The 25,323-nt window shown below is 67.4% G+C and carries 26 protein-coding genes; 15 read left to right on the top strand and 11 right to left on the bottom strand.

The genetic code is table 11. The features are described 5' to 3' along the window. Positions 1-12 precede the first annotated feature (12 nt). Genes IMW82_RS16940 through IMW82_RS16930 form a run of 3 tightly spaced genes read right to left on the bottom strand, consistent with a single transcriptional unit; the run spans position 13 to position 1,323 of the window. Entirely contained in the window at positions 13-624 is a 612-nt protein-coding gene (locus IMW82_RS16940) for a 2OG-Fe(II) oxygenase (RefSeq protein WP_108471200.1), read from the bottom strand. Between the two features lie 23 nt (positions 625-647). Further along, positions 648-866 (bottom strand): DUF3820 family protein, encoded by a 219-nt coding sequence (locus IMW82_RS16935; protein ID WP_108471199.1) that lies wholly within the window; start codon positions 864-866, stop codon positions 648-650. A gap of 7 nt (positions 867-873) precedes the next feature. After that, a complete protein-coding gene (locus tag IMW82_RS16930) occupies positions 874-1,323 on the bottom strand; it encodes a VOC family protein (RefSeq protein WP_234411300.1) in 450 nt (149 codons plus the stop codon). Positions 1,324-1,539: 216 nt separating this feature from the next. On the opposite strand from IMW82_RS16930, the gene IMW82_RS16925 reads away from it, so the two are divergent. Further along, positions 1,540-2,169, top strand: a complete 630-nt coding sequence (locus tag IMW82_RS16925; RefSeq protein ID WP_159082168.1) for a hypothetical protein — start codon at positions 1,540-1,542, stop codon at positions 2,167-2,169. 106 nt (positions 2,170-2,275) lie between these two features. Here the strand turns inward: IMW82_RS16925 and IMW82_RS16920 are convergent, their stop codons facing one another. Beyond that, positions 2,276-3,088, bottom strand: a complete 813-nt coding sequence (locus IMW82_RS16920) for a class I SAM-dependent methyltransferase (protein ID WP_108471197.1) — start codon at positions 3,086-3,088, stop codon at positions 2,276-2,278. Positions 3,089-3,184: 96 nt separating this feature from the next. Continuing rightward, positions 3,185-4,660: an AAA family ATPase gene (locus IMW82_RS16915; protein WP_108471196.1), complete on the bottom strand. Its 1,476-nt coding sequence runs from the start codon at positions 4,658-4,660 to the stop codon at positions 3,185-3,187. Between the two features lie 101 nt (positions 4,661-4,761). Between IMW82_RS16915 and IMW82_RS16910 the strand changes: the two genes are divergently transcribed. From IMW82_RS16910 to IMW82_RS16875, 8 genes are all read left to right on the top strand, one after another. Beyond that, positions 4,762-5,853, top strand: a complete 1,092-nt coding sequence (locus IMW82_RS16910) for a PQQ-dependent sugar dehydrogenase (protein ID WP_108471195.1) — start codon at positions 4,762-4,764, stop codon at positions 5,851-5,853. Beyond that, positions 5,854-6,288 carry a GIY-YIG nuclease family protein gene (locus tag IMW82_RS16905; RefSeq protein WP_343230546.1) on the top strand — a complete coding sequence of 145 codons (435 nt, stop codon included), beginning with the start codon at positions 5,854-5,856 and terminating at the stop codon, positions 6,286-6,288. 118 nt (positions 6,289-6,406) lie between these two features. Then, a complete protein-coding gene (locus IMW82_RS16900) occupies positions 6,407-7,030 on the top strand; it encodes a YbhB/YbcL family Raf kinase inhibitor-like protein (RefSeq protein ID WP_108472253.1) in 624 nt (207 codons plus the stop codon). A 135-nt stretch (positions 7,031-7,165) separates the two neighbouring features. Next, positions 7,166-7,321, top strand: coding sequence for a DUF1328 domain-containing protein (locus tag IMW82_RS16895; RefSeq protein ID WP_108472252.1), 156 nt, complete (start codon positions 7,166-7,168; stop codon positions 7,319-7,321). Positions 7,322-7,376: 55 nt separating this feature from the next. Next, positions 7,377-7,739, top strand: a complete 363-nt coding sequence (locus IMW82_RS16890) for a DUF883 family protein (protein ID WP_108472251.1) — start codon at positions 7,377-7,379, stop codon at positions 7,737-7,739. A 17-nt stretch (positions 7,740-7,756) separates the two neighbouring features. Beyond that, the gene (locus tag IMW82_RS16885) at positions 7,757-8,227 is read left to right on the top strand and encodes a hypothetical protein (RefSeq protein ID WP_108472250.1); all 471 of its coding nucleotides are present in this window, start codon (positions 7,757-7,759) and stop codon (positions 8,225-8,227) included. Beyond that, positions 8,224-8,556 carry a hypothetical protein gene (locus IMW82_RS16880; RefSeq protein WP_108472249.1) on the top strand — a complete coding sequence of 111 codons (333 nt, stop codon included), beginning with the start codon at positions 8,224-8,226 and terminating at the stop codon, positions 8,554-8,556. The genes IMW82_RS16885 and IMW82_RS16880 overlap by 4 nt, the downstream gene beginning before the upstream one ends. Then, a complete protein-coding gene (locus IMW82_RS16875; RefSeq protein ID WP_108472248.1) occupies positions 8,553-9,743 on the top strand; it encodes an AI-2E family transporter in 1,191 nt (396 codons plus the stop codon). Before IMW82_RS16880 ends, IMW82_RS16875 begins: the two co-directional genes overlap by 4 nt. A gap of 280 nt (positions 9,744-10,023) precedes the next feature. On the opposite strand, the gene IMW82_RS16870 is transcribed toward IMW82_RS16875, so the two are convergent. From IMW82_RS16870 to IMW82_RS16850, 5 genes are all read right to left on the bottom strand, one after another. After that, positions 10,024-10,545, bottom strand: a complete 522-nt coding sequence (locus IMW82_RS16870; RefSeq protein ID WP_108472247.1) for a DUF1993 domain-containing protein — start codon at positions 10,543-10,545, stop codon at positions 10,024-10,026. 211 nt (positions 10,546-10,756) lie between these two features. Continuing rightward, positions 10,757-11,491 carry an SDR family NAD(P)-dependent oxidoreductase gene (locus tag IMW82_RS16865; protein ID WP_211005426.1) on the bottom strand — a complete coding sequence of 245 codons (735 nt, stop codon included), beginning with the start codon at positions 11,489-11,491 and terminating at the stop codon, positions 10,757-10,759. After that, entirely contained in the window at positions 11,488-12,933 is a 1,446-nt protein-coding gene (locus IMW82_RS16860) for a TolC family protein (RefSeq protein WP_211005425.1), read from the bottom strand. Before IMW82_RS16860 ends, IMW82_RS16865 begins: the two co-directional genes overlap by 4 nt. Positions 12,934-13,133: 200 nt before the next feature. Beyond that, positions 13,134-16,325, bottom strand: a complete 3,192-nt coding sequence (locus IMW82_RS16855; protein WP_211005424.1) for an efflux RND transporter permease subunit — start codon at positions 16,323-16,325, stop codon at positions 13,134-13,136. 202 nt (positions 16,326-16,527) lie between these two features. Next, positions 16,528-17,769 (bottom strand): efflux RND transporter periplasmic adaptor subunit, encoded by a 1,242-nt coding sequence (locus IMW82_RS16850; protein WP_211005423.1) that lies wholly within the window; start codon positions 17,767-17,769, stop codon positions 16,528-16,530. Positions 17,770-17,913: 144 nt separating this feature from the next. On the opposite strand from IMW82_RS16850, the gene IMW82_RS16845 reads away from it, so the two are divergent. Next, on the top strand, positions 17,914-18,885 hold the full coding sequence (locus tag IMW82_RS16845; RefSeq protein WP_211005422.1) for a LysR family transcriptional regulator: 972 nt from the start codon (positions 17,914-17,916) through the stop codon (positions 18,883-18,885). A 37-nt stretch (positions 18,886-18,922) separates the two neighbouring features. On the opposite strand, the gene IMW82_RS16840 is transcribed toward IMW82_RS16845, so the two are convergent. Then, positions 18,923-19,720 (bottom strand): undecaprenyl-diphosphate phosphatase, encoded by a 798-nt coding sequence (locus IMW82_RS16840; protein ID WP_211005421.1) that lies wholly within the window; start codon positions 19,718-19,720, stop codon positions 18,923-18,925. Positions 19,721-20,081: 361 nt separating this feature from the next. Between IMW82_RS16840 and IMW82_RS16835 the strand changes: the two genes are divergently transcribed. From IMW82_RS16835 to IMW82_RS16815, 5 genes are all read left to right on the top strand, one after another. Next, the gene (locus IMW82_RS16835; RefSeq protein WP_211005420.1) at positions 20,082-20,843 is read left to right on the top strand and encodes a TorF family putative porin; all 762 of its coding nucleotides are present in this window, start codon (positions 20,082-20,084) and stop codon (positions 20,841-20,843) included. Between the two features lie 24 nt (positions 20,844-20,867). After that, positions 20,868-21,206: a P-II family nitrogen regulator gene (locus tag IMW82_RS16830; protein ID WP_108472239.1), complete on the top strand. Its 339-nt coding sequence runs from the start codon at positions 20,868-20,870 to the stop codon at positions 21,204-21,206. A gap of 22 nt (positions 21,207-21,228) precedes the next feature. Beyond that, the gene (locus IMW82_RS16825; protein WP_211005419.1) at positions 21,229-22,551 is read left to right on the top strand and encodes an ammonium transporter; all 1,323 of its coding nucleotides are present in this window, start codon (positions 21,229-21,231) and stop codon (positions 22,549-22,551) included. A 189-nt stretch (positions 22,552-22,740) separates the two neighbouring features. Further along, the gene (gene glnA, locus IMW82_RS16820; protein WP_108472237.1) at positions 22,741-24,150 is read left to right on the top strand and encodes a type I glutamate--ammonia ligase; all 1,410 of its coding nucleotides are present in this window, start codon (positions 22,741-22,743) and stop codon (positions 24,148-24,150) included. A 150-nt stretch (positions 24,151-24,300) separates the two neighbouring features. Next, the gene (locus IMW82_RS16815; RefSeq protein ID WP_108472236.1) at positions 24,301-25,293 is read left to right on the top strand and encodes an urea transporter; all 993 of its coding nucleotides are present in this window, start codon (positions 24,301-24,303) and stop codon (positions 25,291-25,293) included. Positions 25,294-25,323 lie beyond the last annotated feature (30 nt).

Genomic DNA, 25,323 nt, shown 5'->3' with positions numbered 1-25,323 from the left:
TCGGACAGTCGCTCAGCTGGTCGCGCCGAACGGGCGCTGCCGCATCCAGCAGGCGATGCTCAGGCGGTCGCGCGTGGCCGGCAATACCTCGTGCTCGAATTGCGCGGAGAGGAACAGCAGCAGCGTGCCGGCGTGCGGAAGGAAGTCGTGATGCGTGCCGTCGTCCAGGTACAGCCGCAGCGCGCCGCCGTCGATGTCCCGCCAGCCCTCGTTGAGGTAGAACACCGCCGAGAGCACCCGTGCGTCGTCGTCGCGCAGGCGGTCGAGGTGCCGCGCGTAGCGCGCGCCGGGTGGGTACACCGCGTAGTGCGCCTCGCACTCGACCAGGCCCAGCATGAGTTCGCGGTTGAGTGCAGTCCGCAGCGCATCGAGGCGTTCGACGAAGACCCGTTGCGGCGGGCTCGGCGCGCCGGCTTCGAACCAGTGCGTGCGGTCGCCGCGCTGCGGCGTGGCGATGCGCGCGGCACCCACCCGTGCCGGCGTCAACTGCTGCGCGGCATGCAGCGCGTGGCATTCATCGGCCAGCGCCAGTGTCTGTGCCGGCGTCAGCAGGTCGTCGACCATGCACCAGCCGGCGCCGGCCAGGGCGTCGGCAGCAGTACGGAAAAGGCGCTCGTCATCCATGCGCGCAGTGTAACCAGCGTGGTTCAGGAAGTACCTTGGCGCAGCGGCTCCAGCAGCCGGGACAACCCGTTGTGGTCGATCTCCAGCATCAGCGCCAGCAAGTGGCCCAGTTCGCCGGCGGGAAAACCCTTGCGTGCGAACCAGGCCAGATAGGCCCCGGGCAGGTCGGCGAGCAGCCGGCCCTGGTACTTGCCGTACGGCATGCGCACACGTACCAGCTTGGGCAGGTCTTCCACTTCCATCGCCACGTTACTTCGCAAACAGCTGCGAGCGATCGGCGAACGCCTTGAACTCCAGCGCATTGCCGCAGGGATCGCGCAGGAACATCGTGGCCTGCTCGCCCACCTGGCCCTGGAAGCGGATGTGCGGCTCGATCACGAAGCGCGTGCCGGCCGCGCGCAAGCGTTCGGCCAGCGCACGCCATGCATCCATGTCGAGCACCAGGCCGAAATGGCGCACCGGCACGTCGTCGCCATCCACGTCGTGCGCCTCCGTCATGCGCGACTCTTCCGGCGCCAGGTGCGCCACGATCTGGTGGCCGTGGAAATCGAAATCGACCCAGCTGTCGCTGGAGCGGCCCTCCGGGCAGCCGAGCAGTTCGCCGTAGAACGCGCGGGCGTTCGCCAGCGAGGTGACTGGAAAGGCGAGGTGGAACGGCGGCAGGTTCGGCATGGCGGACGAAAAATGCGAGTAGGACATGCATGATGCCGCATGTCGGTACAGTGCGTGCGCGCCGTCGTCCCCGCATTGCGCCAGCCACGCATGGCTGCCATGCACCACGATGCTCGCGATGTGCGGTGCAGGAACTTTGCAAGTCGCCGGGCGGTCCACCCCATGCCGGTACCAAGGGAAGGCTCGACCGTGAGAGAAGAGCCGGGGAAGTCCTGCAGTTTGCGCGAATCGAGTTACCGCGTCATGGTCCTGGTCGTGGTGATCAGCTGCCACCTTGGCTTGTTGATGCTGTTGCTGCGGCCAGTGGTCTTCTATCGGAACACGGCTCCCGTCGCGAGAAGCGACCCACGGGCGCTCAAGCTGCGTTTTTTCCGGCCAGCGCAGCCATCGTTGCCGTATCGGGCATTACCGGCGCATCGCCTGATCGCGGCGGTGGCACACAGCCCTGCGACGTCATCGGCGAGGTCGTCGAGGCCGCCGGCAGTTCAGCTGGTTGCACACGTCGAGGCGCATCAGGCACGTGCAGGCAGTGCGCGAAACCGGGATGCGAGCGAGGACAATTCCATCAGCGACGGAGGTTTTCAGGAGCGGCTACGCCATGCTCGACGCGCCTACTCCGTCCACGGAGTGCCCGGCTCCGATACGCCCTCCGCACCTGGCATTCATCTCGTCGATCCGATGAGCCAGGGCATAGGCGCGGTGATGCGCACGGCCCAGCGTGCGTTTGGCGTCAAGAATAGTCATTGCGTCGATGTCGATGTGTGGCGCCATCTCACTCCGCGGGAGTTGAGCGCACGACATGTCTCGCCGGGCGACGTGGATGAGGTCGACGAAAAATACGACTGCAATGAGCCGCCGGGGCTGCATTTCTAATCCGCCGGGACTATGGATCACTCGATGTCATCTTGCAGTCGATGTGCGCCGCGCGACGATGCCCGGCGCTACAGCAGCCCCGCCGGCCTCGATGTGCCCATCACCATCAAGGCTTCACGAACTTCAACGTCATCCGGTCCGACTCGCCGATCGCCTTCATCTGCGCGTGCTCGCTGTCAGGTCCGGACAGGTCCGGCGGCAGGCGGTGCACGTTGATGTCTTCCGGGTCGTTCGGGTTGGCATTGATCTGCGCTACGCCGGCCACGCGGAAACCGGTCTTGAGGGCCAGCGCGATCAAGTAATCCTCGGGGAGACGGTGCAACGCCCCGGCGCTTTCCACGCCATCGGCGAACGGTCTGGCGCGGTGTTCGGTGACGCCGAACACGCCGCCGTGCCTGAGCACCTTGAACGCAGCCTTGAACACCGCATCGAGCGTGGCTGGGCTGTGGTTGAGCCAGTCATGCGTGTTGCGGAAGGTGAGCACCATGTCGGCGGAGTTGTCGGTACCCAGCTTCACCTGATCCGGTGGGGCGAACGGGACGATCTTTGCGATGTGTCCGTAGACCGCCGGGTCGGCCTTGAGCTTGGCGGTGAACTTCGCGGCCGATGGCGGCGCCGCTTCGATCAGGTGGCCGTGCGCGTGGAGGAAGGGCGCGAGGATCTCGGTGTACCAGCCACCGCCGGGCGCCAGCTCGATCACCGTCATGCCCGGCTTGATGCCGAAGAACTGCAGGGTCTCGAGCGGGTGCCGGTATTTGTCGCGGGCCCGGTTCGCGTCGGAACGCCAGTGGCCATTCACCGCCTGCTGCAACGCCGCGGTGGTGTTGTCGGCTGCGCTGGCGGGAGCGGCGCTGGCGACGGCCGGCAGCAGCAAGGTCATGATCAGCGGGATGAGCAGCTTGCAGGTGCGACGAAACATGGTTCGACCCTCCTGACGATGAGCGTTCCAGATTACGCCGAAACAGGTGCGGGGGTTAGCGCCGCATTGGTGTTGCGCAGCGCGGTTCGGGGTCGCCTAATCCGCCGCCACGCAGCGCCCCTGCGCCCACGCCCGCAGCGTGTCGACCTGCTCGCGCATCAGCACCGATAGCGGCCGGGTCTGTTTCAGGGCGTTGAGCAGGGTCACCTGGTCCGGCGGCGTGCCGTTGCCAGCAGCGTCGTACAGCGCGCTGACGATGGTCTGCTCGATCTCGGCGCCGGAGAAGCCATTGCTGGCGACGGCCAGCGCGGGCAGGTCGAAGCCGGTGGGGTCGAGTTGGCGGCGCTTGAGGTGCATGGCGAAGATCTCGGCGCGCACGGATTCCTTCGGCAGGTCGACGAAGAAGATCTCGTCGAAGCGGCCTTTACGCAGCAGCTCGGCAGGCAGTTCGTTGACCGCATTGGCGGTGGCGACGACGAACACCTTGGCCTTGCGTTCGGCCATCCAGGTGAGCAGGTAGCCGAGTACGCGGCGCGACACGCCACCATCGTCACCGCCGCCGGCCAGGCCCTTCTCGATCTCGTCGATCCACAGCACGCACGGCGCCAGCAGCTCGGTGCTGGCCAGCGCCTCGCGCAGGTTCTTCTCGGTCTCGCCCTGGTACTTGTTGTACAGCGTGCCGAAGTCCAGCCGCACCAGCGGCACGCCGAAGCCGCCGGCGATCGCCTTCGCGGCCAGGCTCTTGCCGCAACCCTGCACGCCGAGCAGCAGCATGCCCTTGGGCGGGTCGAGCGCGGGATCGGGCGTGGCGGCGAGGAACACCGCGCGCCGTCGCTGCACCCATTCCCGCACGCGGCCGATCCCGGCGACGTCGGCAAAGCTGGCGGTGGCGTATTCGTAATGCAGCAGGCCGGAACGGTTGAGAAGGTCGAACTTCGACTGCATCAGCTCGGGCAGATCCTGCGGGCCCAGCGCGCCGTCGTTGTAGATCAGCTTGCGCACGATGCGCCGTGCATCCGGTGCGGACAGGCCGAGCAGGTTGCGCATGATGGTGCGTGCGGCGTCGTTGTCGACCGTGACGTGGCGACCTTGCTCGCGCTGCCATGCCACTGCCTCACCGCGCAGGATGCCGGCCAGTTCCTTCAGGTCGGGCAACGACAGCGGCACGCGCAGCGACAGCGCCTCCAGCTCCTCGGGCAGCTCCACCTTGGCGCCGACCAGCACGATGGTGTGCGCGGCCGAGCGCTGGCGCTGCACGATCTCGCGCAGCTGGCGCAGGCTCATCGCGTAGCCGAGCAGGCCGTGGAAGTCGAACATCAGGTAGATGCCGCGCTCGCCCTGGGCGCGGATCGCCTCCAGCGTGGCGGTGGCGTCGGGTGCCACCTCGGCGCCGGGCTGGGCGAAGTCGAGTCGGCTGAGGCCGTCGGTCAACGTCCAGCGCCACAGGGGGCGCAGCGCCTGCGCGATCACGTGGCGGAAACACTCGATCACCCGTTGCTCGTCCACCGTCTCGATCACCAGCAGCGGCGTGGCCGCGCGGACCAGCGTGGTGAGGTCGTCCAGTTCGCTCATGCGCTCCCCCCGAAAGGGCGCAGTTTAGCGGGCGGCCGGGTTTCTGGCGCCATGCACTCCGGTATACGCTGCGCCTTCCCCTCGATCGCGGAGCCACCGCCATGCGCCTGCTGCTGCCATTGCTGCTGATCCTGTCGTCGCTGCCGGCGCTGGCCGCGCCGCCGCCGCTCGACCGGCTGACCCTGCCGAAGGGTTTCCACATCGCGGTGTATGCCGACCAGGTGCCGGACGCGCGCGAGATCGCGCTGGGCGCGAAGGGCACGGTGTTCGTCGGTTCCAACGATGCCGGCAAGGTCTATGCACTCACCGACACGAACGGCGACGGCGTCGCGGACAAGGTGCGGGTGATCGCCAGCGGCCTGCAGCTACCGGTGGGCGTGGCGTTCAAGGGGGGCGACCTGTACGTCTCCGCGGTGAGCCGCATCTACGTGCTGCGCGACATCGAGAACCACCTGGACGACCCGCCGAAGCCGGCGGTGATCACCGACAAGCTGCCCACCGAAACCCACCACGGCTGGAAGTTCATCGCATTCGGCCCGGACGGCAAGCTGTATGTGCCGATCGGTGCGCCGTGCAACATCTGCGACCCGGGCCCGGATCACGGCAAGCTGATCCGCATGAACGCCGACGGCAGCGGCTGGCAGGACGTGGCCCGCGGCATCCGCAACACGGTCGGCTTCGACTGGCAGCCGGGCACGAAGCGCCTGTGGTTCACCGACAACGGCCGCGACGAGATGGGCGACGACATGCCCAGCGACGAGTTGAACGAGATCACCCGCCCCGGCGAGCACTTCGGTTATCCGTACTGCCACCAGGGCGACACGCTCGACCCGGAATTTGGCAAGGGTCACAGCTGCAAGGACTACGTGCCGCCGGTGCTGAAGCTGGGCGCACATGTGGCCTCGCTCGGCATGCGTTTCTACCAAGGCAGGCAGTTTCCGGCCAGCTACAAGGGCGCGATCCTCATCGCCGAACACGGCTCGTGGAACCGCACCAGGAAATCCGGCTACCGGGTGATGACGGTGCGTTTGAACGGCAGCAAGGTGGTCTCGTACGAACCGCTGGTCAGCGGCTTCGAGCAGGACGAAAGCGCCTGGGGCCGTCCGGCCGACGTGCAACCACTGCCCGACGGCAGCGTGCTGGTCAGCGATGACCTGGCCGGGGCGGTGTATCGGGTGACGTACAAGCCGTGAGTGCGGCGCCATCTGGTTGCAAAGTGCGATTCCTGCCTGCGCAGGAATGACGGGATAAAAGAAGCGGTCCGCTCGCCCATAACCATCAAGTCGTCATTCCTGCGCAGGCAGGAATCGCGTCTCAACACCAGAGAAAACGCCATGGACAGGCGACAACCTTGCGTCTACACGCTGGCCAGCAAGAAGAATGGCGTCCTCTACATCGGTGTCACCGGCGATCTGGTCAAACGCATCTGGCAACACAGGAACGATGTGGTCGAAGGTTTTACCAACCGCTATCGCATTCATACGTTGGTCTGGTACGAACTTCACCCCACCATGGAGTCGGCGATCCTGCGCGAGAAGACGCTCAAGGCCTGGAAGCGCGACTGGAAGATGCGGTTGATCAAGCTGGGCAATACCGAGTGGCAGGACTTGTATCCGACTATCCTGTAGTTGCCGAAGTGCGATGCCTGCCTGCGCAGGCATGACGAGATAAGGACCCCACCGCCGTCATTCCGGCGAAGGCCGGAATCGCACTCCACGTTCCATGCAACCCGAGCGGAGAAACCCCATGCACCTGCGCAGCGACAACTTCGCCAACGGCCAGCCGATTCCCGCCGAGTTCGCGTTCGGCAAGCGCGGCGATCCGGTCGCGCTGTCCGACAACCGCAGCCCGCAGCTGGCGTGGAAGGACGCGCCACCGGCCACCCGCTCGTTCGTGCTCACCTGCATCGACCCCGACGTGCCCAGCCGCGGCGACGACGTGAACCAGGCCGGCCGCACCGTGCCTGCCGATCTGCCGCGGGTGGAGTTCGTGCACTGGCTGCTGGCGAACATTCCCGCCGAGTGCGGCGAGCTTGCCGCTGGCGCCTGCAGCGACGAAGTCACCGCGCGCGGCAAGCGCACGCCGTTCGGGCCACCGGGCAGCGTGCAGGGCGTCAACGACTACACCGGCTGGTTCAGCGGCGACGCCGACATGGGCGGCGAGTACCTCGGCTACGACGGCCCGTGCCCGCCGTGGAACGATACGTTGCTGCACCACTATCACTTCAAGGTGCACGCGCTCGATGTGGCCGTGCTGCCGTTGAGCGGCGGTTTCTCGCTGGCCGAACTGCGTGCGGCGATGGCCGGTCACGTGCTGGCCGAGGCGGAACTGGTCGGCACCTACAGCCTCAATCCGGCGCTCGCCGGCTGAACGGAAACCGGCGTAAACGTCGGCATCACGTGCACGACGGTGCCGACTCCCTTCACGCCCGCATGGCATGGGCTGTGGATGAATGGCCACCTGCGGTTTCCCCGCCGCCATTCCCTGCAGATTAGGACGCCCTCCATGCTTCACTATGCCCTTGTTTTTCTGATCATCGCGATCATCGCCGCCGTGCTCGGCTTCGGCGGCATTGCGGGCGCGGCGACCGGGATCGCAAAAATCCTGTTCATCATTTTCCTGATCCTCGCGGTCATCGCGTTCTTCCGCCGCAGCAGTTGATGGCGCGGCCATCGCGTCGTGTCTGTGTCACCATGAGTCTTCTCCGGAGCATGCAATGAACAAGCAAGTCCAGTCCCCCGAACCAGCCACTGGCGACCGTATCGACGAGCGTGCCGAGCGGATCAAGCAGGCCACTTCCGAAGCGGTAGCCAACACCAGGGAAAAAATGGAACGCGTCGCCGACCACGTCGAGGAAGGCCTGCACCGCGCCACCGACAAGGCGGCCGGCGCCGCCCACCAGGCCAGCGACAAGGCCACGCGGGTCAGCGAGCGCAGTCGCGAGGTCTACGACGAGACGATGGATCGCGCCGACGCATGGCTGGAACAGGCGCGCGACTACGTACGCGAGAAGCCGGTGCAGTCGGTCGCCATCGCGCTCGGCGCCGGCTGGCTGCTCGGCCGCATCCTGCGACGTTGAGCGTCGCGGGACCGGGCATGCACGACGAGGATGCATCATCCCGCGAAGCGACGGCGCCGGATCCGGCGCCGTCATCGTCTGGCCTGCTGGCCGAGATCGGCCAGCTCGGCCGCGCGGTCAAGCGGCTGTTCGGCGCGCAACGGCATTTGCTGGCGGCGGAACTGGGGCTGGCGCGCAGCGCGGTTTCGTGGATGTTGCTGGCGGCGCTGGCCGCCACCGTGGCCGGGGTCGCGCTCGGCCTGACCCTGCTTGGCCTGGTCGGTGTGCTGCTGGCGGCGTGGTTCGGTTCGTGGATCTGGGCCTTGCTGGTGCTGGCGTTGCTGCAGCTGTTGTTCCTGCTCGCCGCGATCGGACTGTTCCGCCGCTGCATGCACTGGATGAGTCTGCCCGCCACGCGCGGTGAGTGGAGTGCGATGATGCGCGAGACCCTGCACAAGGCCGAAGCGGGCGCGGCGGCCGGGCCGGGCGACGGGGAGGATCGGCAATGAGCGTATTGAAGCAGCAGCATGCCAGGGTGCAGGCCGCGCGCCTGCGCGTGCGCGCGGCGCGGCATGAGCTGAGTACGCCGGCGGCCGCCCTGCTGGCGCGCGGTCGCGACTATCCGTTGCTTACGGTGGGTGCGGCCGCTGGCGCCGGTTTCGTGCTGGGCAGCCTCAACGTGCACCCGCTGCGCGTGCCGGGGCTGGCGCCGTTGCTTGGCGGCGGGCTGGCCGAGGCGGTGGCCCATGGCACGCGCCTGCTCGCGGAGCTGGGCGCGATGGGGCTGGGTCCCGCCACGGCGGGCGAGGCGGATGCGGATGGCGGCGAACCCACGTGAGCGACCCCGGAACGCTCCCGCCGGCGCCGGATGCCGCCGACACAGCCGCGCCGGCGCGACCGGTCGCGCCGGGCACGCCGGGCACGCCGGGCACGCCGGATGAGCCGGTCCTGCAGGTCACGCATCGCCTGAGTGTGGCGCGCGGCGCACGCCGCCATCTGCGCGCGTTGCGCATGGTGCTGAACGTGCTGCTGCTGCTGGCGTTGCTGTACACCATCACGCTGGCCAAGGCGCTGCTGATTCCGCTGGTGCTGGCCGCGTTCATCGGCCTGGCGCTGAACCCGATCGTCGCCTTCGGCGCGCGCCTGCACCTGCCGCGCTGGCTCACCGCCAGCGTGCTCATGCTCGGCCTGGTGGTCGGCATCGGCGGCGGCACGGGCCTGCTGGCGCAACCGGCGGTCGGCTGGTTCCAGGGTGCGCCGGCGGCGATCAGGAGCTTCGTGCCGAAACTGCGCAGCTTCACCCGGCCGCTGGAGGCGGCCAACCGCGCCACCCAGACCCTGGTCAGCGGCACCACCCGCGCGCCGGCGCCGCCTGCCACGCCGATCTCGCTCAGCACCTGGGACGTGGTCTCCACTGCGCCGAAGGTGCTGGCGGCGGTGCTCGGCGTACTGCTGCTGGTGTTCTTCTTCCTGATCTACGGTGACTCGATGTTGCGCCGGCTGGTGGAGATCACCCCCAGCTTCGCCTACAAGCGGCACGCGGTAACCATCGTGCGCGGCATCCAGGCCGAGGTGTCGCGCTACCTGCTCACCGCGCTGCTGATCAACGCCAGCCTCGGCGCGGTCACCACCGGCATGCTATGGCTGTACAAGGTGCCCGACCCGCTGCTGTGGGGCGCGGTGGCGATGTTCGCCAACTTCATTCCCTACGTCGGCGCGATCGTCACCACCGCGCTGCTGGCGGTGGTGTGCATGCTCTACGCCAGCGACGCCAGCCTGCAGGTGTTCCTGCCGGTGCTGACCTTCGCCGGCATCACCGCGGTGGAAGGCAACCTGATCACGCCGTTCATCCAGGGCGCCAGCATGCGCTTGTCGCCGATCGCGATCCTGCTGTGGCTGCTGGTGTGGGGCTGGCTGTGGGGCATTCCCGGCGCGCTGTTGGCGGTGCCGATGCTGACCTGCACCAAGTTGATCTGCGAACGCGTACGCGGCTGGGAGTGGTTCGCGCACATCGTGCAGCGCTAGGGAGCCGCGCTACACCCACACGTCGTCCTGCGTGGGGCAGGTCCCACCCGCGTCGCCCGTGTTGACCACGCCGTACGGCTCGACCAGCATCACGCAGCCAGCCGACCAGCGGCACCAGTGCCATCCACAGCCAGAAGCTGCCGGGTTCCACAGCTCAGCGCGCGCAAACAGTTCGGCGGGTAGCCTTCGCTGATCGATGACAGCCCGCCGCCGAGCGAATAGGAGCGCGTCAGCAGCGTCCAGAAGCCGAAGGCCAGCGCGTGCCCCGTCGTCAGCGCGCTCAGGCACGCGTTTCCAGCTTCACGCCCGGGGCCAGGAAATGCATGAAGTCGGCCTTGCCCAGCGGCACGCCGATCTTGCGCAGGATGGCGTATGCGGTGGTGACGTGAAAGTACAAATTGGGCAGCAGGTATTCGCTTGCGTATTGCCGGCCGGGCAGTTCGCAGTACTTGCCGGGACCAAGGCCGATGCGCTTGATCTCATCCAGCTTGTGGTCGCCGGCGCGGATGCCGGAAACGAGTTCCCGGGTCTGCCGGATGTGGGCGCGCGCCACTGCCACGGAAGCGACCTCCGTCGACAGGTTCTCCACCGGCTCGCCGGCGCACCACTGCGAGAAGCCGCGCGGCTGGTTGCAGGCGAAGGCGATCTGGGTGCCGAGCGGGAACATGTCCGGCGCCAGGCGCTCGGTCAGTGCCGCGTCGAGATCGCCGAGGTGCTTCTCGCCGACGTCGAGGATGTGATCGAGGGTGTCCAGTCGCGACAGGAAGATGCGCTGCAGTTCGACGATTTCCCGGGTAGTCATGTGGAGCCTCGCTGGGTGGTAATGCCTGATGCCGCAGTGTGCAACCACCGCGTCGGGTGCAACAGTGCTGGAGGCCATGCCTCGGCGCTCGCGCGCCCGGCCCGCGCCTTCGCGGTTGAAAAGCACCGCCTCTCAGTCTGTCGGCCGCTGGCACGCGCTGTACTCGCAGCACGGCGCGGTCGGCGCCCATTCCTCGATGCAGGTGCGCGGATCACCAGGCGATCACTTCGCCATCGCGGAAGAAGCGCCCGGTCGGCGCCGGGGTCGGCAGGCTGGTGGCCCACACCACGCCGGCGGCGCCGACGCTCACCGGGCGGCCGCCCGGGCCGCCGAGATCGGTGGCGGTCCAGCCCGGGCACACGGCGTTGACCGCGATGCCGCTGCCTTCCAGCTCGGCCGCCAGCGTGCGGGTGTAGGTGTTGAGCGCGGACTTGGAGGTGCGATAGGCCACGCAGGCGCCGCCGTTCGAGCTGCTGGCGCCGCAACTGCTGGAGACATTGACGATGCGGCCGTAGCCGTGCCGGCGCATCAGCGGCAGCAGCGCGCTGCTCAGCCGCCAGGTGCCGAACAGGTGGGTTTGCATCGCATCCAGCGCCGGCGCGAGGTCGGCGTGGCTGGCGTGGGCGTCGTGGTCGTAGTGGCCGCCGGCATTGTTGACCAGCACGTCGAGCCGGCCGTAAGTCACCTCGATCCAGCGCGCCAGCGTGTCGACCTGGTCCTGTTGCGTGACATCGAGCTGCACCGCGATCACCTCGCCCAGCGCGCCGGCGAGCTGGCGTGCTGCATGCAGACCCTTGTCCAGGTCGCGCGCGCCCAGCAGCACGGTGATGCCGTGTTCGCTGAGCTGGCGTACCACCTCGAAACCCAGGCCGCGGTTGGCGCCGCTGACCAGCGCCACGCGGTAGACCGGCGTGCTTGCCGGCACGCGGAGGCCCAGCCGGCTCATGGTGCGGCGCCGGTCTGCGCCACCGCGCTGCAGCGCTCGTCGCCGCAGGCCTGCCAGCCGCCGCCCAGCGACTTGTACAAGGCGACGGCGCGGGTGTTGATCGCCGCCTCGGCCTGCGCCAGGTCGTCTTCGGCGGAGAGCTGGGTGCGCTCGGCGTCGAGCAGTTCGAGGAAGCCGGTGGCGCCTTCCTGGTAGCGCACGCGGGCCAGGTCGGCGGCGTGCTTGCTCTGCGTGGCCTGTTCGATCAGCTGATCGACGCGGATGCGTTGCTGGTTGAAGCCGGTGACGGCGTTGTCGATGTCCTCGATCGCCTCCAGCACGCTGCGCTGGTAGTTCGCCTGCGCCGCGTCGGCACGTGCCTCGCTGGCGTGCAGGTTCGCGCGCACGCGCTGCACGTTGAGGCCGGCCCAGCTGATGCTGGGCGCTAGCGACCAGGCGCGTGTCGACGGGCTGCCGAAGTCGTTGCTGCGTCCGGACAGGAAACCGAGGAAACCGCCGAGCCTGAGGTGCGGGAAGAAATCCGCCTTGGCCACGCCGATGCGCGCGGTGGCGGCGGCGTATTCGCGTTCGGCCATCTGGACGTCTGGACGGCGCGACAATACGTCGCCGGCATTGCCGATCGGCAAGGTCGCAGCGATCGGCGTGAAGCTCTTCGGCGACACGTCGATGTCGAGCTCGCCCGGACGCTCGCCCAGCAGCACGGCGAGGCGGTATTCGCTGGCGCTGGCCTGCGTCTGCAGCAGCGGCAGCTGCGCCTGCACCGCGCTGAGGCGGGCTTTCGCGCTGGCCACGTCCTGCTCCGAACCGGTGCCGACCTGCTGGCGCACTTCGGTGAGGTGCACGGTCTGGCGCTGGTTGTCGATGTCGCGGCGGGCGATGTCCAGCCGCAGCTGGCTGCCGCGCAGTTCGAAATAGTTGCGCGCGACCTCGGCCAGCAGGCTGACCTGCGCGTCGTGCAGCGCCGCCTCGCTGGCGCCGAGGTCGGCGCCGGCCGCTTCCACCGAACGGCGCACGCCGCCGAACAGGTCCAGCTCCCAGCTGGCATCGAAGCCGGCCTGGTAGGTGGTGGTGGTGCGCCGCTGCTCGCCGAAGCCCGGCTGCTGGCCGCGGCTGCGCGTGTAGCTCGCGCCGGTGTCGATGGTCGGCAGCTGGTCGGACTTCGCGCCGCCGAGCAGCGCCCGCGCTTCATGCAATCGCGCCACCGCGATGCGCAGGTCGAGGTTGTTGGCCGCGGCGCGCTGGATCAGCGCATCCAGCACGGGATCGTTGAACTGCTTCCACCACGCGGCCTGGAACGACGCGTTGTTTTCCTGCGTGGCGTCGAGGCCCTGCAGCTGCGGGGTGGCGATTTTTGCAGCGTGGTAGTCAGGACCCACGCTGGCACAGGCGGCCAGCGAGAGGGTCAGGGCCAGCAACGATGCTCGAAAAATCCCCATCGCCATCCCGGCGAAGGCCGGGATCGCAATTCCTCGTATGCCGGGGTGCGCAACCGTGCGATGACTCGCTGCGCTCGCCGCTTCGGGGCCAGCCTTCGGCTGTTCAACGCTTGCATGGCTCGCGTTTGTCCTGCCTTCGCAGGAATGACGAGCAGAAAGCGACTGCGTGGAACGACCCGATGGCTTGTTGGGCATGAAGGTTTTCATCAGTGGTTCTCCAGCGCTGGCAGCGCATGCGCGGCGGCACGTTCGGCCGCGCGCGCCTCGCGGCGCTCGACCAGGGCGCGAATGACGACGTAGAACAGCGGCGTGTAGATCAGCCCGAAGATGGTGACGCCCAGCATGCCGGCGAACACCGCCACGCCCATCGCGTGACGCATCTCGGCACCGGCGCCATGCGAGGTCACCAGCGGCACCACGCCCATGATGAAGGCGAACGAGGTCATCAGGATCGGGCGCAGTCGCAGCTTCGCTGCTTCCAGCACCGCCTCGTGACGGCTCATGCCTTCGTGCTGGCGTTCGCGGGCGAACTCCACGATCAGGATCGCGTTCTTGCATGCCAGCCCCACCAGCACGATCAAGCCGATCTGGGTGAAGATGTTGTTGTCGCCACCGGAGAGCCACACGCCGGCGATCGCGGACAGCAGCACCATCGGCACGATCAGGATCACCGCCAGCGGCAGCGACCAGCTTTCGTACAGCGACGACAGCACCAGGAACACCAGCAGCACGCATAACGGGAACACCAGGATCGCGGTGTTGCCGGCCAGGATCTGCTGGTAGGTCAGCTCGGTCCATTCGAAGCTGATGCCGTTAGGCAGGTTGTCCTTCGCCAGCTTCTCCATCGCCGCCTGCGCCTGGCCGGAGCTGAAGCCCGGCGCCGGGCCACCGTTGATCTCGGCGGTGGCGTAACCGTTGTAGTGCTGCACGCGATCCGGGCCGGCGCCCTGCTGCACGGTGACGAACGAACCCAGCGGCACCATCTGGCCCTGCGCGTTGCGCGTCTTCAGCTGCAGGATGTCCTGCGGCGTGTGGCGGAACGCCGGGTCGGCCGAAACATTGACCTGGTAGGTGCGGCCGAAGCGGTTGAAGTCGTTGACGTAGAGCGAGCCCATGTAGGCCTGCATGGTCTGGTACACGTCGCCCAGGTTCACGCCCTCGGCCTTGGCCTTCTCGCGGTTCACGTCGGCGTCCACCTGCGGCACGCTGACCTGGAAGCTGGAGAACAGCCCGGCCAGTGCCGGGTCCTTGCGGCTGGCGGCGATCAGGTTCTGCGTCTGCTGGTACAGCTCATCGAAGCCGCGGTCGCTGCGATCCTCGATCTGCAGGCGGAAGCCGCCGATCGTGCCCAGCCCCATCACCGGCGGTGGCGGGAACACCGCGATGTACGCGTCCTGGATCGCGGCGAATTTCTGGTTCAGCGCGCCGGCGATCGCACCGGCGGAAAGATCGGCGCTGCGACGCTCCTCGAACGGCTTCAGCGTGACGAACACGATGCCGGAGTTGGTGGAGTTGGTGAAGCCGTTGATCGACAGGCCGGGGAAGGCCACCGCGTGTTCGACGCCCGGCTGCTTCAGTGCGATCGCGCCCATGCGCTGGATCACGTCTTCGGAACGATCGAGCGAGGCCGCGTCGGGCAGCTGGGCGAACGCCACCAGGTACTGCTTGTCCTGCCCCGGCACGAAACCGGTCGGCACGTGCGAGAAGCCGAACCAGGTCAGCGCGATCAGACCGGCATACACCACCAGCGCCAGCTTGCCCTTGCCAACGATGCGCTTGACGCCGCCGACGTAGCGCTCGGAGCCGCGATGGAAGATGCGGTTGAATGGACGGAACAGCCAGCCGAACGCGCGGTCGATCCAGACCGTGAGGCGGTCCTTCGGCGCGTCGTGGCCCTTCAGCAGCACGGCGGCCAGCGCCGGGCTCAGGGTCAGCGAGTTGAACGCGGAGATCACCGTGGAGATCGCGATGGTCAGCGCGAACTGCCGGTAGAACTGCCCGGTGAGGCCGCTGACGAAGGCGGTCGGGATGAACACCGCGCACAGCACCAGCGCGGTCGCCACGATCGGCCCGGTGACTTCGCGCATGGCTTGCCGAGTGGCTTCGCGCGGCGTCTGCCCGAGTTCGATATGCCGCTCGACGTTCTCCACCACCACGATCGCGTCATCGACCACGATGCCGATTGCCAGCACCAGTCCGAACAGACTCAGCGCGTTGAGCGAGAAGCCGGCCAAATACATCACCGCGAACGTGCCGATCAGCGACACCGGCACCGCCACCAGCGGAATGATCGAGGCGCGCCAGGTCTGCAGGAACAGGATCACCACCAGCACCACCAGCAGGATCGCCTCCAGCAGGGTGTGTGCCACTGCCTCGATCGAGCCGCGCACGAACACGGTCGGATCGTAGACGATGGAGTAATTCACCCCTTGCGGGAAATCCTGCTTCAGCTGCGCCATGGTGGCGCGTACTTCGTCGGAGATCTGGATCGCGTTGGAGCCCGGCCGCGCGAAAATCGGCAGCGCCACTGCAGGCTTGTTGTCGAGCAGGCTGCGCAGCGCGTAGTTGTTCGAGCCCAGGTCGATCTTGGCCACGTCACTGAGATGAGTGACGCCACCATTCGAGTCGGTGCGCACGATGATGTTGCGGAAGTCGTCCTCGCTGACCAGCCGGCCGCGGGTGTTGATGTTGAGCTGGAACGCGGAGTTGGACGGCCCAGGCGGCGCGTTCAGCGCACCGGCGGCGACCTGCACGTTCTGCTCGCGGATCGCGTTGATCACGTCGCCGGTGGTGAGCGAGCGCTGCGCCAGCTTCTGCGGGTCCAGCCACACGCGCATCGAGTATTCGCCCGCGCCGAAGATCTGCACGTCGCCCACGCCGTCGAGTCGGCCCAGCACGTCTTTCACGTGCAACCGCGCGTAGTTCGACAGGTACAGCATGTCGTAGCGCTGGTCGGGCGAGGTGAGATGCACCACCATGGTGAGGTCGGGCGAACTCTTCTGCGTGGTCACGCCGAGCCGCTGCACTTCCTCGGGCAGTTTCGGCAGCGCTTGCGCCACACGGTTCTGCACGTCGACCTGGGCGGTGTTGAGGTCGGTGCCCAGCGCGAACGTCACGGTCAGGGTGAGTGCGCCGTCGCTGGTCGCCTGCGAGGAGGTGTAGAGCATGCCCTCGACGCCGTTGATCTGTTCCTCCAGTGGCGTGGCGACGGTTTCGCCGATCACCTTGGGGTTGGCGCCGGGGTAGGCGGCGCGAACCACCACGGTGGGCGGCACCACTTCGGGATACTCGCTGATCGGCAGCTTGAACACCGCGATGGAACCGGTGATCACGAACAGCAACGACAGCACGGCGGCCATGATCGGTCGGTCGACAAAGAATTGGGCGATGTTTTTCATGCAAAGAGTCCTCGACGAAGCCGGTTCGCGGCTTCGGTCTTTCTTTTGCTCCTCTCCCTGCAGCGCAGGGGGAGGTGGGGAGGGGGTAACGCTCTTGCTCTTGGCTTGGCGGCTAACTGGAGGGCTTCACCCCTCCCCAACCCTCCCCTGCTGCACGTCCCGCAAGGGGACTCCTTTCAGTCGCAGGGGAGGGAGTGCATCGTCAACCTTGCGGAGGCTTAGGCGTGGTCGCGTTTGCCAGCTCTCCGGCCGATTCCGGTTTGGCGATGCCCCGCTCGACCAGCGCCTTGTCGGCCGCCTCAAGCCGGTAGCTCATCGCCACCTTCTGCGGGTTCACCTGGACGCCGGGCCGCACGCGCTGCAGGCCGTTCACCACCACCAGGTCGCTCGGCTGCACGCCGCTGTCGATCACGCGCAGGCCGTGGAACAGCGCGCCGGTGTCGACCTTGCGGTATTGCACCTTGTGTTCCTTGTCGACCACGTAGACGAACTGGTTGCCGAGGTCGGTGCCGATGGCGCGGTCGTCCACCAGCACGCGCGACTTCGCCTGGCCGCTCTGCAGCTGCACGCGGGCGTACAGGCCGGGCGTGTACAGGCCGTCGGCGTTGTCGAACACCGCGCGCAGGAGCATCGTGCCGGAGCCGGTGTGCAACTGGTTGTCGACGAAGTCGAGGCGGCCCTCATGCGGGTAACCGGATTCGTCGGCCAGGCCCATCGCCGCCTCGATCCGCGCGTCGTGGCCGGCCTGCTTCGCGCTGGCGCGCAGGTGGTCGAGCTTGAGCCAGGTCTGCTCGTCCACGTCGAAGTAGACATAGACGGGGTTCACCGAGACCACGCTGGTCAGCACGTCGTTGCTGGTGACCAGGTTGCCGGGGGTGACGCGGGCATTGCTGACGCGGCCGTCGATCGGCGAACGCACCCGGGTGAAGTCCAGGTTCAGCCGCGCCGCGGCGAGCGCGGCAGTGGCGGCGCCTAGTTGCGCCCGCGCGCTCTGCGCGGTGGTGGCCTGGCGATCGGCTTCCTGCTGTGCGATCGCGTGCTGGGCCAGCAGCATCTCGGCGCGGCGCTGGTTGGTCTCGGCCAGGCTCAACTCGGCGCGGGCCTGCGCCTGGTTCGCGCCGAGCCGGTCGACCTCGGCCTGGTACAGGCGGGCGTCGAGCTGGAACAGCACGTCGCCCTTGTGCACCAGCGCGCCTTCCTGGAACTGCACCGACTCCACGAAGCCGCCAACCCGCGGCTGCACCTGCACCGTGTTCACCGCTTCCAGCCGGCCGGTGAACTCGGCGCTGTCGCTGACCTTGCGGGTCAACGCCTGCGCCACTGTCACTTCCGGCGGCGGCCCGCCGGCGGGGCTTTGCGCACGGCTGTCGTTGCCGTGCAGCAGCAGCCAGCTGCCGAAGGCTCCGGCCGCGACCAGGGGGACCAGCATCCATTGTTTTTTCATCTTGCGCTCCCAACACCTTGTTGGCCGGGGAGGGGAAACCCGGCGAAGGGTCGAGAGAATAGGTGTACTTACCGGTATAGAAAATCCGTTTCTTGCGCACTACACTCGTGCGCCACAGTCACGAATCGACGAGGAATTGAAACCATGGAAGACTTTTCCGCCATTTCGACCTTCGTCCGCGTGGTCGAGGCCAAGAGTTTCGCCGCCGCCGCCAGCCAGCTGGGCATGACCCCGTCCGGGGTCAGCCGCGCCGTCTCGCGGCTGGAAGCCCAGCTCGGCGCGCGGCTGCTGTTCCGTTCCACCCGCTCGCTGCGGCTGACCGACGACGGCGCCTCGTTCCATGCGCGTTGCAAGGAGATCCTCGCCGACCTGGCCGAGGCCACCGAGGCGCTGAACTTCGCCAACAGCAAGCCGACCGGCAAGCTGCGCGTGGGCATCTCGTTGTCGGTGGGCCGCGCCGCGGTGATTCCGCGCCTGACCGAGTTCGAGCAGCGCTACCCGGACATCCGGCTGGAACTGTCGATGAGCGACTCGCCGGCGGATCTCAACGGCGAGGGCCAGGACTGCGCGATTCGCGTCGGCGAGCTGGAGGATTCCAGCCTGATCGCGCGCAAGATCGGCTACCTCAGCAACGTGGTGTGCGCCTCGCCCGAGTACCTGCGCAAGTACGGTGCGCCACGCAGCATCGAGGACCTCAAGGATCACCGCTGCATCAACTACGTCTACCCGAATGGCCGTCCGCGCCAGTGGCAGTTCGACACACCGGGCGGGCAGATGAGCGTGGACATCGACGCGCACATGCTGATCAACGACGGCGAATCGGTTTTGCAGGCGGTGGCGGCGGGCCTGGGCATCACCCAGGTGCCGCGCATGCTGGCGGCGTGCCTGCTGGAGAAGGGCATGCTCGAACGGGTGATGACCGACACCCACTCCACCGGCAAGCCGGTGTGGATCGTCTACCCGCAGAAGAAGCACCTGTCGGCCCGCGTGCAGGCCTTCATCGAATGGGTGCGCGAGCTGTTCGATCGCACCAACCAGCCAGGCCAGGATGCGATCGGTGCGCTGAAGATGGTGCCGAAGCCGGCGCGCGGGAAGGCGCCGGCCGAAGCGGCGTAGAGCTTCCTTCGCGGCCGTGCGCCCGGCCGCGGCAGATTCAAGCGCCGGCCGGCACCAGCAACAGCAGCGCCACGCCGAAGGCGATGCGGTAGATGGCAAACGGGGTGAAGGTGTGGCTGCGGATGTAGCCGAGCAGCCACTTCACCGCGATGAACGCCACGATCGCCGAAACCACGAAGCCGACCACCAGCGCGCTCCAGTCCTCGTGCGCGGCGCCGCCGTCCTTCACCACCTTCAGCAGCTCGTAGCCGGTGGCCGCGTACATGGTGGGAATGCCGACCAGGAAGGCGAACTCGGTGGCCGCCGCGCGGTTGCTGGTGCCGAACAGCATGGCCGCGAAGATCGTCGCGGCCGAGCGCGAGGTGCCGGGAAAGATGCCGGCGATCATCTGGGCAATGCCGACCAGGATCGCTACCTTCCATGTCACCGTGCTGCGCTCGGGCTGGCGCGCGGCCAGCCGCTCGGCGGCGATCATCCACAGGCCGCCGATCACCAGCGCCCAGGCGACCGGGGTCACCGTCTCGGGCAGCTTGAAGCCCAGCTTCACCGCGATGAGGCCGAGCACGGCGGTGATCAGGAAGGCCACGACCAGCTTCAGCAGGTAGTCGCGGTTGGCCGGGTCGCGCCACTGCGTCAGCAGCTGCCAGATGCGCTTCCAGTAGATCAGCGTGACCGCCAGGATCGCGCCGGCCTGGATGCCGATGTTGAACAGATCCGAGCGCGCACCCAGCCCGAACTTCTCCGCGATCAGCAGGTGGCCGGTCGAGGAGATCGGCAGAAATTCGGTGATGCCTTCGATGATGCCGAGCAGGATGACGTGGAGCAGGTCGGTCACGGGCGGGTCCGTTGGCGGGGTGGGAACGCGCCGTCGAACGGATCGCCGGCATGAAGCGCCATAGCTTACGGGTTTTGCCCTTATGCCGGGTGGCCGCGGGCTGGGCGGCCCGCCGCACCGCGCGCACCGGAACAGTGCAAACCGGCCGCCGCGACGGGTGCAGATGGTGCTAACGCGGGACGCGGCTGGTCCGTCACGGCGGCGCCGATGCAGCCACGGCAACGGCTTCCGCCCATGGCACGTGGCTTGCTGAGGTGGTGATGAGCCATGCGGTCGCATGGACATGTCGCGGTAGCCCATGGACGTCTGGACGTCTGGACGGCCATCACCGCAACGCCATCACCGAGGGGCGTGGCCGACGATGAAACGAAATTGGATATCCGCGTCGGCCATCGTGCTGTGCTGCGCCGCCTCCGGCCCGGTGCCGGCGCAGGCGGACGAAGTGCCAGCCAGCCAGTGGCTCGGCAGCGCCGGCGCGGTCAGCGACTACCTTTTTCGCGGGCTCTCGCAGACCAACCACCAGCCTGCTGTGCAGGCCGGCGTCGAATTCGATCATGCCAGCGGCTGGTACGTGGGCGGCTGGGGCAGCAATGTCAGCTGGCTGTCCGATGCCTCGACCTCCGCGGCGCCGGTTTCCAGCAGCGTGGAGCTCGACCTCTACGGCGGCTGGCGCGGCAGCCTTGGCGGCGGCTGGAGCTATGACGTTGGCGTGTACCGCTACCAGTACCCCGGCAGCTACCCGGCGCGCTTCACTTTGCCCGACACCACCGAGGGCTATGTCGCGCTGGCCTGGAAAAGCGTGTCGCTGAAGTACTCGTACGCCTTCACCGACCTGTTCGGCTACGCCGGCAGTGGGCATAGCGGCTACCTGGACCTGTCGTGGAACCAGCCATTCGCACCGGGCTGGCTGCTCAACGCGCACGTCGGCCACCAGCACGTGGCGAACGTGCCCGGCGCCTCGTACCGCGACTGGAAGCTGGGCGTGACCCGGACCTTCGGCAGCAGCTGGTCGGTGGCGCTGGGTTACTGCGACACCAACGCGAACGCGTCGATCTACACCAATGCGCGCGGTCACTACCTGGGCCGCGCCACCGCGCTGCTGAGCGTGGCCAGGTCGTTCTGAAAGAGATTCCACCGGGAGCCATCCATGAAAATGATCACCAGCATCATCCGCCCGTACAAGCTCGACGAGGTCCGCGACGCGCTCGCGCTCGCCGGCGTGTCGGGCATCACGGTGACGGAAGTGCGCGGCTTCGGCCGCCAGAAGGGCCACACCGAGCTGTACCGCGGCGCCGAGTACGTGGTCGATTTCCTGCCCAAGCTCAAGGTCGAGGTGGTGGTGCCCGACGAGCTGCTCGACGCGGCGCTGGAGGAAATCCAGCGGGCCGCGCGCACCGGCAACGTTGGCGACGGCAAGCTCTTCGTCACCGGCGTGGAGCAGGTGATCCGCATCCGCACCGGCGAACTTGACGCCGATGCCCTCTGACCCGAAGCACGCGAGGTTTTCCATGAAAGAGTTCAGGTTCCATCGCGGCATCGGTGCGGGTCTGGCCCTGGCCCTGGCCGCGCCGATGCTGCACGCCACCGCGGTCGTGCCGCTGGTCGACAAGGGCGACGTGGCGTGGATGCTCACCTCCACCCTGCTGGTGCTGCTGATGACGGTGCCGGGACTGGCGCTGTTCTACGGCGGCCTGGTGCGTGCGAAGAACGTGCTGTCGGTGCTGATGCAGGTGCTGACGGTGTTCTCGCTGCTGCTGCTGCTGTGGGTGGCGTACGGCTACAGCCTCGCCTTCAGCGGCGGCGGCGCGGTGATCGGCAACTTCCACAAGCTGTTCCTGCACGGCGTGACGAAAGACACGCTGGCGGCCACCTTCAGCGCCGGCGTGGCGCTGCCGGAGTACGTGTTCGTGGCGTTCCAGGCCACCTTCGCCGGCATCACCGGCGCGCTGATCGTGGGCGCGTTCGCCGAGCGCATGCGTTTCCGCGCGGTGCTGCTGTTCGTGGCGATCTGGTTCACCTTCGCCTACCTGCCGATCGCGCACATGGTGTGGGCGGGGCCGAACGGTTTCCTGTTTGCCCGGGGTGCGCTGGATTTCGCCGGCGGTACCGTGGTGCACATCAACGCCGGCGTGGCCGGCCTGGTCGGCGCCTGGTTCGTCGGGCCGCGGCTGGGCTTCGGCCGCGAGCCGATGAAGCCGCACAACGTGACGTTCACCATGGTCGGCGCGGCGTTGCTGTGGGTGGGCTGGTTCGGCTTCAACGCCGGCTCCAACCTGGAGGCGAACGCGGGCGCGGGGCTGGCCTTCATCAACACCCTGCTGGCCGCGGCGGCGGCGGTGCTGGCGTGGCTGGCGGTGGAGGCGGTGGTGCGCGGCCACGCGTCGATGGTGGGCGGTGCCTCCGGTGCGGTGGCCGGCCTGGTCGGGATCACCCCGGCCTGCGGCACGGTGGGGCCGATGGGCGCGATCGTGATCGGCGCCGTGGCCAGTTTCTGCTGCGTGTGGGGCGTGACCGGGCTGAAGAAGCTGCTGCGCGCGGACGATGCGCTGGACGTGTTCGGCGTGCACGGCGTCGGCGGCATCGTGGGCGCGCTGCTGACCGGCGTGTTCACCGCGCCGGCGCTGGGCGGCACCGGCGCGGCGGACTATTCGGTGCTCCACCAGCTCGGCGTGCAGATGCTGGGCGTGGGCATCACCGTCTTCTGGAGTGGTGTGGTTTCGGTGCTGGCCTACCTGGCGGTGAAGGCGGTGTTCGGCCTGCGCGTGTCGTACGAGGCGGAGCGCGAGGGACTGGATATTACCTCGCACGGCGAAAGCGCCTACGATGGGTGAGGCCGCCGGTCGGCGGGTGTGATGACAGAGCCAGGATGGTGCAATGTGCCAGCCATATTGCACCATCATGCTGCTTGCAGCTGCCTTGCCGTCACCGTGACATCCGCCAAGCCGTTGTCAGACAAGGGTTCTGCCCGGTGGCATGGACCTTGCCAAAGAACAGTCACCATCCACCTTCGAGGTTGCCCCATGTCCGCCAACAAAGTGCTCGACCTGATCCAGGAGCATGAGGTCGAGTTCGTCGACTTCCGCTTCGCCGACATGCTCGGCGTGCACCACCACGTCACCTTCCCGGCCCATGCGATCGACGAGTCGACGTTCGAGGACGGCAAGATGTTCGACGGCTCCTCGATCACCGGCTGGAAGGGCATCAACGAGTCGGACATGATCCTGCTGCCCGACCCGGACACCGCCCACCTCGACCCGTTCAGCTCGCACACCCAGCTGATCCTGCACTGCGACGTGCTGGAGCCGTCGACCATGCAGGCCTACGGCCGCGACCCGCGCTCGATCGCCAAGCGCGGCGAGGCGTTCCTGAAATCCACCGGCATCGCCGACACCGCGTTCTTCGGCCCGGAGCCGGAGTTCTTCATCTTCGACTCGGCGCGCTGGCAGAACGACCCCGGCCGCGTGTTCTACGAGATCGGCTCGGAAGAGGCGGCGTGGTCGTCGCGCTACAAGTACGACGGCAACAACAGCGGCCACCGTCCCGGCGTGAAGGGCGGCTACTTCCCGGTCAGCCCGGTCGATTCGCTGGGCGACCTGCGCGCCGACATGTGCAAGGTGCTGGAGTCGCTGGGCCAGAAGGTCGAGGTGCACCACCACGAAGTGGCGAATGCCGGCCAGTGCGAGATCGGCGTGAGGTTCAACACGCTGGTGAAGAAGGCCGACGAGCTGCTGACGATGAAGTACGTCATCAAGAACGTGGCGCACCAGAACGGCAAGACCGTCACCTTCATGCCCAAGCCGCTGGTCGGCGACAACGGCTCGGGCATGCACGTGCACCAGTCGTTGTCGAAGAACGGCGAGAACCTGTTCGCCGGCGACCTCTACGGCGGCCTCAGCCAGACCGCGCTGTGGTACATCGGCGGCATCTTCAAGCATGCCCGCGCGATCAACGCGTTCGCCAACTCCACCACCAACAGCTACAAGCGGCTGGTGCCGGGCTTCGAGGCGCCGGTGATGCTGGCCTACTCGGCGCGCAACCGCTCGGCGAGCTGCCGCATCCCGTACGTGGCCAGCCCCAAGGGCCGCCGCATCGAGGTGCGCTTCCCCGACCCGATGAACTCCGGCTACCTGGTGTTCACCGCGCTGATGATGGCCGGCCTGGATGGCATCATCAACAAGATCGACCCGGGCGCGCCGGCTGACAAGGACCTGTACGACCTGCCGCCGGAAGAGGAGAAGAACATCCCGCAGGTGTGCTCCAGCCTCGACGCCGCGCTGGAAGCGCTGGACAAGGACCGCGACTTCCTCAAGGCCGGCGGCGTGTTCACCGACGACTTCATCGACGCCTACATCGAGGTGAAGATGAAGGAAGTGACCAAGTACCGTGCCAGCACGCACCCGCTGGAATTCCAGATGTACTACTCGCTCTGAGCGGGTTGGTCATGCGGTAAAAGCAACGGGCGCCTCGGCGCCCGTTGTCGTTTCGACAGCAAGCCAGCATCGCTTCGCCGGGAAGTTTTCGCGGTGCTTCCCGTGCAGGCTGCTACTTTAGGATGCGTTCCCACCTGCGGAGTTCCATCCATGCCCGTGCGGCTCTCTTCAACAGGTCTGGTGCTCGATGGCCATGCGCCGGTGCAGAACCTGCTGCGTTTGCTCGACACCGTCATGCGCGGCATCGGCCAGGTCATGTTGCAGAACAACAGCTACGCGGGGGTGCTGTTCCTGCTCGGCATCTTCTGGAACTCGACGCTGTTCGGATGCGCGGTGCTGGTCGGCACCATGACAAGTACGACCACGGCCATGCTGCTCGGTGCGAAGCCGGCCCTCGTGCGGGATGGCTTGTTCGGTTTCAACGGCGCTCTCGTGGCGATTGCCGTCATCTATTTCTTGCAGCCGGACGCGCTGACCTGGGCCTATGTGATTCTGGCCGCAGCCTGCACCACGGTGCTGATGGCGGCGATGCTGCGGTTGTTCGATGTCTGGAAGATGCCCGTGCTCACCGCGCCGTTTGTCTTTACCGCGCTTTGTTTTCTGCTGGCGTGCGCCCGCTTTGGCCGGCTGCATTCGACGCATGTGCTGCCCACCGCGGGCTTGCCTAGGGCGGCGGCCATCGTGGAAGGCATCGTAACCACCTCGACGGTGCTGGAAGGCCTGTTCAACGGCATCGCGCAGGTGTTCTTTCAGGGCAGTGTGATCACCGGCGTGCTGTTCGCCATCGGCCTGCTGATCAGTTCGCGCCGGGCCTTTGTCACCGCGTTGCTGGGCTCCCTGATCGGCCTGCTGGTGGCCTGGGGCATGGGCGCGGCCGAGCCCGCCATCCGCTCCGGTGCGTTCGGCTTCAACAGCGTGCTGACGGCGATCGCCCTGGGCAGTGTGTTCCTTGTGCTGGACAAGGCTTCTGCCGCTTACACGCTGCTTGCCACGATCGTCACGGCGGTGGTGTTTGCCGCCATCTCCGCGGCGCTGGAGCCGCTGGGCATGCCAGCGCTGACGCTGCCGTTCGTGCTCGTCGTCTGGCTGTTCGTCCTGGCTGGCCCGGTTTTCCCGGGGCTGCGACCAGCACCTGCCGCATGAAGTGGAGGCCTCGCGGGTAACGGATGCTGG

This window comes from Rhodanobacter sp. B2A1Ga4 (assembly GCF_018101315.1).
Classification (GTDB): Bacteria; Pseudomonadota; Gammaproteobacteria; order Xanthomonadales; family Rhodanobacteraceae; genus Rhodanobacter; species Rhodanobacter thiooxydans_A.
The sequence above is the reverse complement of the archived record's forward strand: the minus strand, read 5'-3'. Positions and strand labels throughout refer to the sequence as shown.

What these genes read in the sequence shown, in the direction of transcription:
- IMW82_RS16825 (WP_211005419.1), top strand. Translation starts at nt 21,229, where the DNA reads ATGAAAGAGTTCAGGTTCCATCGCGGCATCGGTGCGGGTCTGGCCCTG.
- IMW82_RS16930 (WP_234411300.1), bottom strand. Translation starts at nt 1,323, where the DNA reads ATGTCCTACTCGCATTTTTCGTCCGCCATGCCGAACCTGCCGCCGTTC.
- IMW82_RS16845 (WP_211005422.1), top strand. Translation starts at nt 17,914, where the DNA reads ATGGAAGACTTTTCCGCCATTTCGACCTTCGTCCGCGTGGTCGAGGCC.
- IMW82_RS16860 (WP_211005425.1), bottom strand. Translation starts at nt 12,933, where the DNA reads ATGGCGATGGGGATTTTTCGAGCATCGTTGCTGGCCCTGACCCTCTCG.
- IMW82_RS16890 (WP_108472251.1), top strand. Translation starts at nt 7,377, where the DNA reads ATGAACAAGCAAGTCCAGTCCCCCGAACCAGCCACTGGCGACCGTATC.
- IMW82_RS16885 (WP_108472250.1), top strand. Translation starts at nt 7,757, where the DNA reads ATGCACGACGAGGATGCATCATCCCGCGAAGCGACGGCGCCGGATCCG.
- IMW82_RS16835 (WP_211005420.1), top strand. Translation starts at nt 20,082, where the DNA reads ATGAAACGAAATTGGATATCCGCGTCGGCCATCGTGCTGTGCTGCGCC.
- glnA (WP_108472237.1), top strand. Translation starts at nt 22,741, where the DNA reads ATGTCCGCCAACAAAGTGCTCGACCTGATCCAGGAGCATGAGGTCGAG.
- IMW82_RS16900 (WP_108472253.1), top strand. Translation starts at nt 6,407, where the DNA reads ATGCACCTGCGCAGCGACAACTTCGCCAACGGCCAGCCGATTCCCGCC.
- IMW82_RS16865 (WP_211005426.1), bottom strand. Translation starts at nt 11,491, where the DNA reads ATGAGCCGGCTGGGCCTCCGCGTGCCGGCAAGCACGCCGGTCTACCGC.
- IMW82_RS16850 (WP_211005423.1), bottom strand. Translation starts at nt 17,769, where the DNA reads ATGAAAAAACAATGGATGCTGGTCCCCCTGGTCGCGGCCGGAGCCTTC.
- IMW82_RS16940 (WP_108471200.1), bottom strand. Translation starts at nt 624, where the DNA reads ATGGATGACGAGCGCCTTTTCCGTACTGCTGCCGACGCCCTGGCCGGC.
- IMW82_RS16915 (WP_108471196.1), bottom strand. Translation starts at nt 4,660, where the DNA reads ATGAGCGAACTGGACGACCTCACCACGCTGGTCCGCGCGGCCACGCCG.
- IMW82_RS16925 (WP_159082168.1), top strand. Translation starts at nt 1,540, where the DNA reads ATGGTCCTGGTCGTGGTGATCAGCTGCCACCTTGGCTTGTTGATGCTG.
- IMW82_RS16880 (WP_108472249.1), top strand. Translation starts at nt 8,224, where the DNA reads ATGAGCGTATTGAAGCAGCAGCATGCCAGGGTGCAGGCCGCGCGCCTG.
- IMW82_RS16910 (WP_108471195.1), top strand. Translation starts at nt 4,762, where the DNA reads ATGCGCCTGCTGCTGCCATTGCTGCTGATCCTGTCGTCGCTGCCGGCG.
- IMW82_RS16895 (WP_108472252.1), top strand. Translation starts at nt 7,166, where the DNA reads ATGCTTCACTATGCCCTTGTTTTTCTGATCATCGCGATCATCGCCGCC.
- IMW82_RS16815 (WP_108472236.1), top strand. Translation starts at nt 24,301, where the DNA reads ATGCCCGTGCGGCTCTCTTCAACAGGTCTGGTGCTCGATGGCCATGCG.
- IMW82_RS16935 (WP_108471199.1), bottom strand. Translation starts at nt 866, where the DNA reads ATGGAAGTGGAAGACCTGCCCAAGCTGGTACGTGTGCGCATGCCGTAC.
- IMW82_RS16870 (WP_108472247.1), bottom strand. Translation starts at nt 10,545, where the DNA reads ATGACTACCCGGGAAATCGTCGAACTGCAGCGCATCTTCCTGTCGCGA.
- IMW82_RS16855 (WP_211005424.1), bottom strand. Translation starts at nt 16,325, where the DNA reads ATGAAAAACATCGCCCAATTCTTTGTCGACCGACCGATCATGGCCGCC.
- IMW82_RS16920 (WP_108471197.1), bottom strand. Translation starts at nt 3,088, where the DNA reads ATGTTTCGTCGCACCTGCAAGCTGCTCATCCCGCTGATCATGACCTTG.
- IMW82_RS16830 (WP_108472239.1), top strand. Translation starts at nt 20,868, where the DNA reads ATGAAAATGATCACCAGCATCATCCGCCCGTACAAGCTCGACGAGGTC.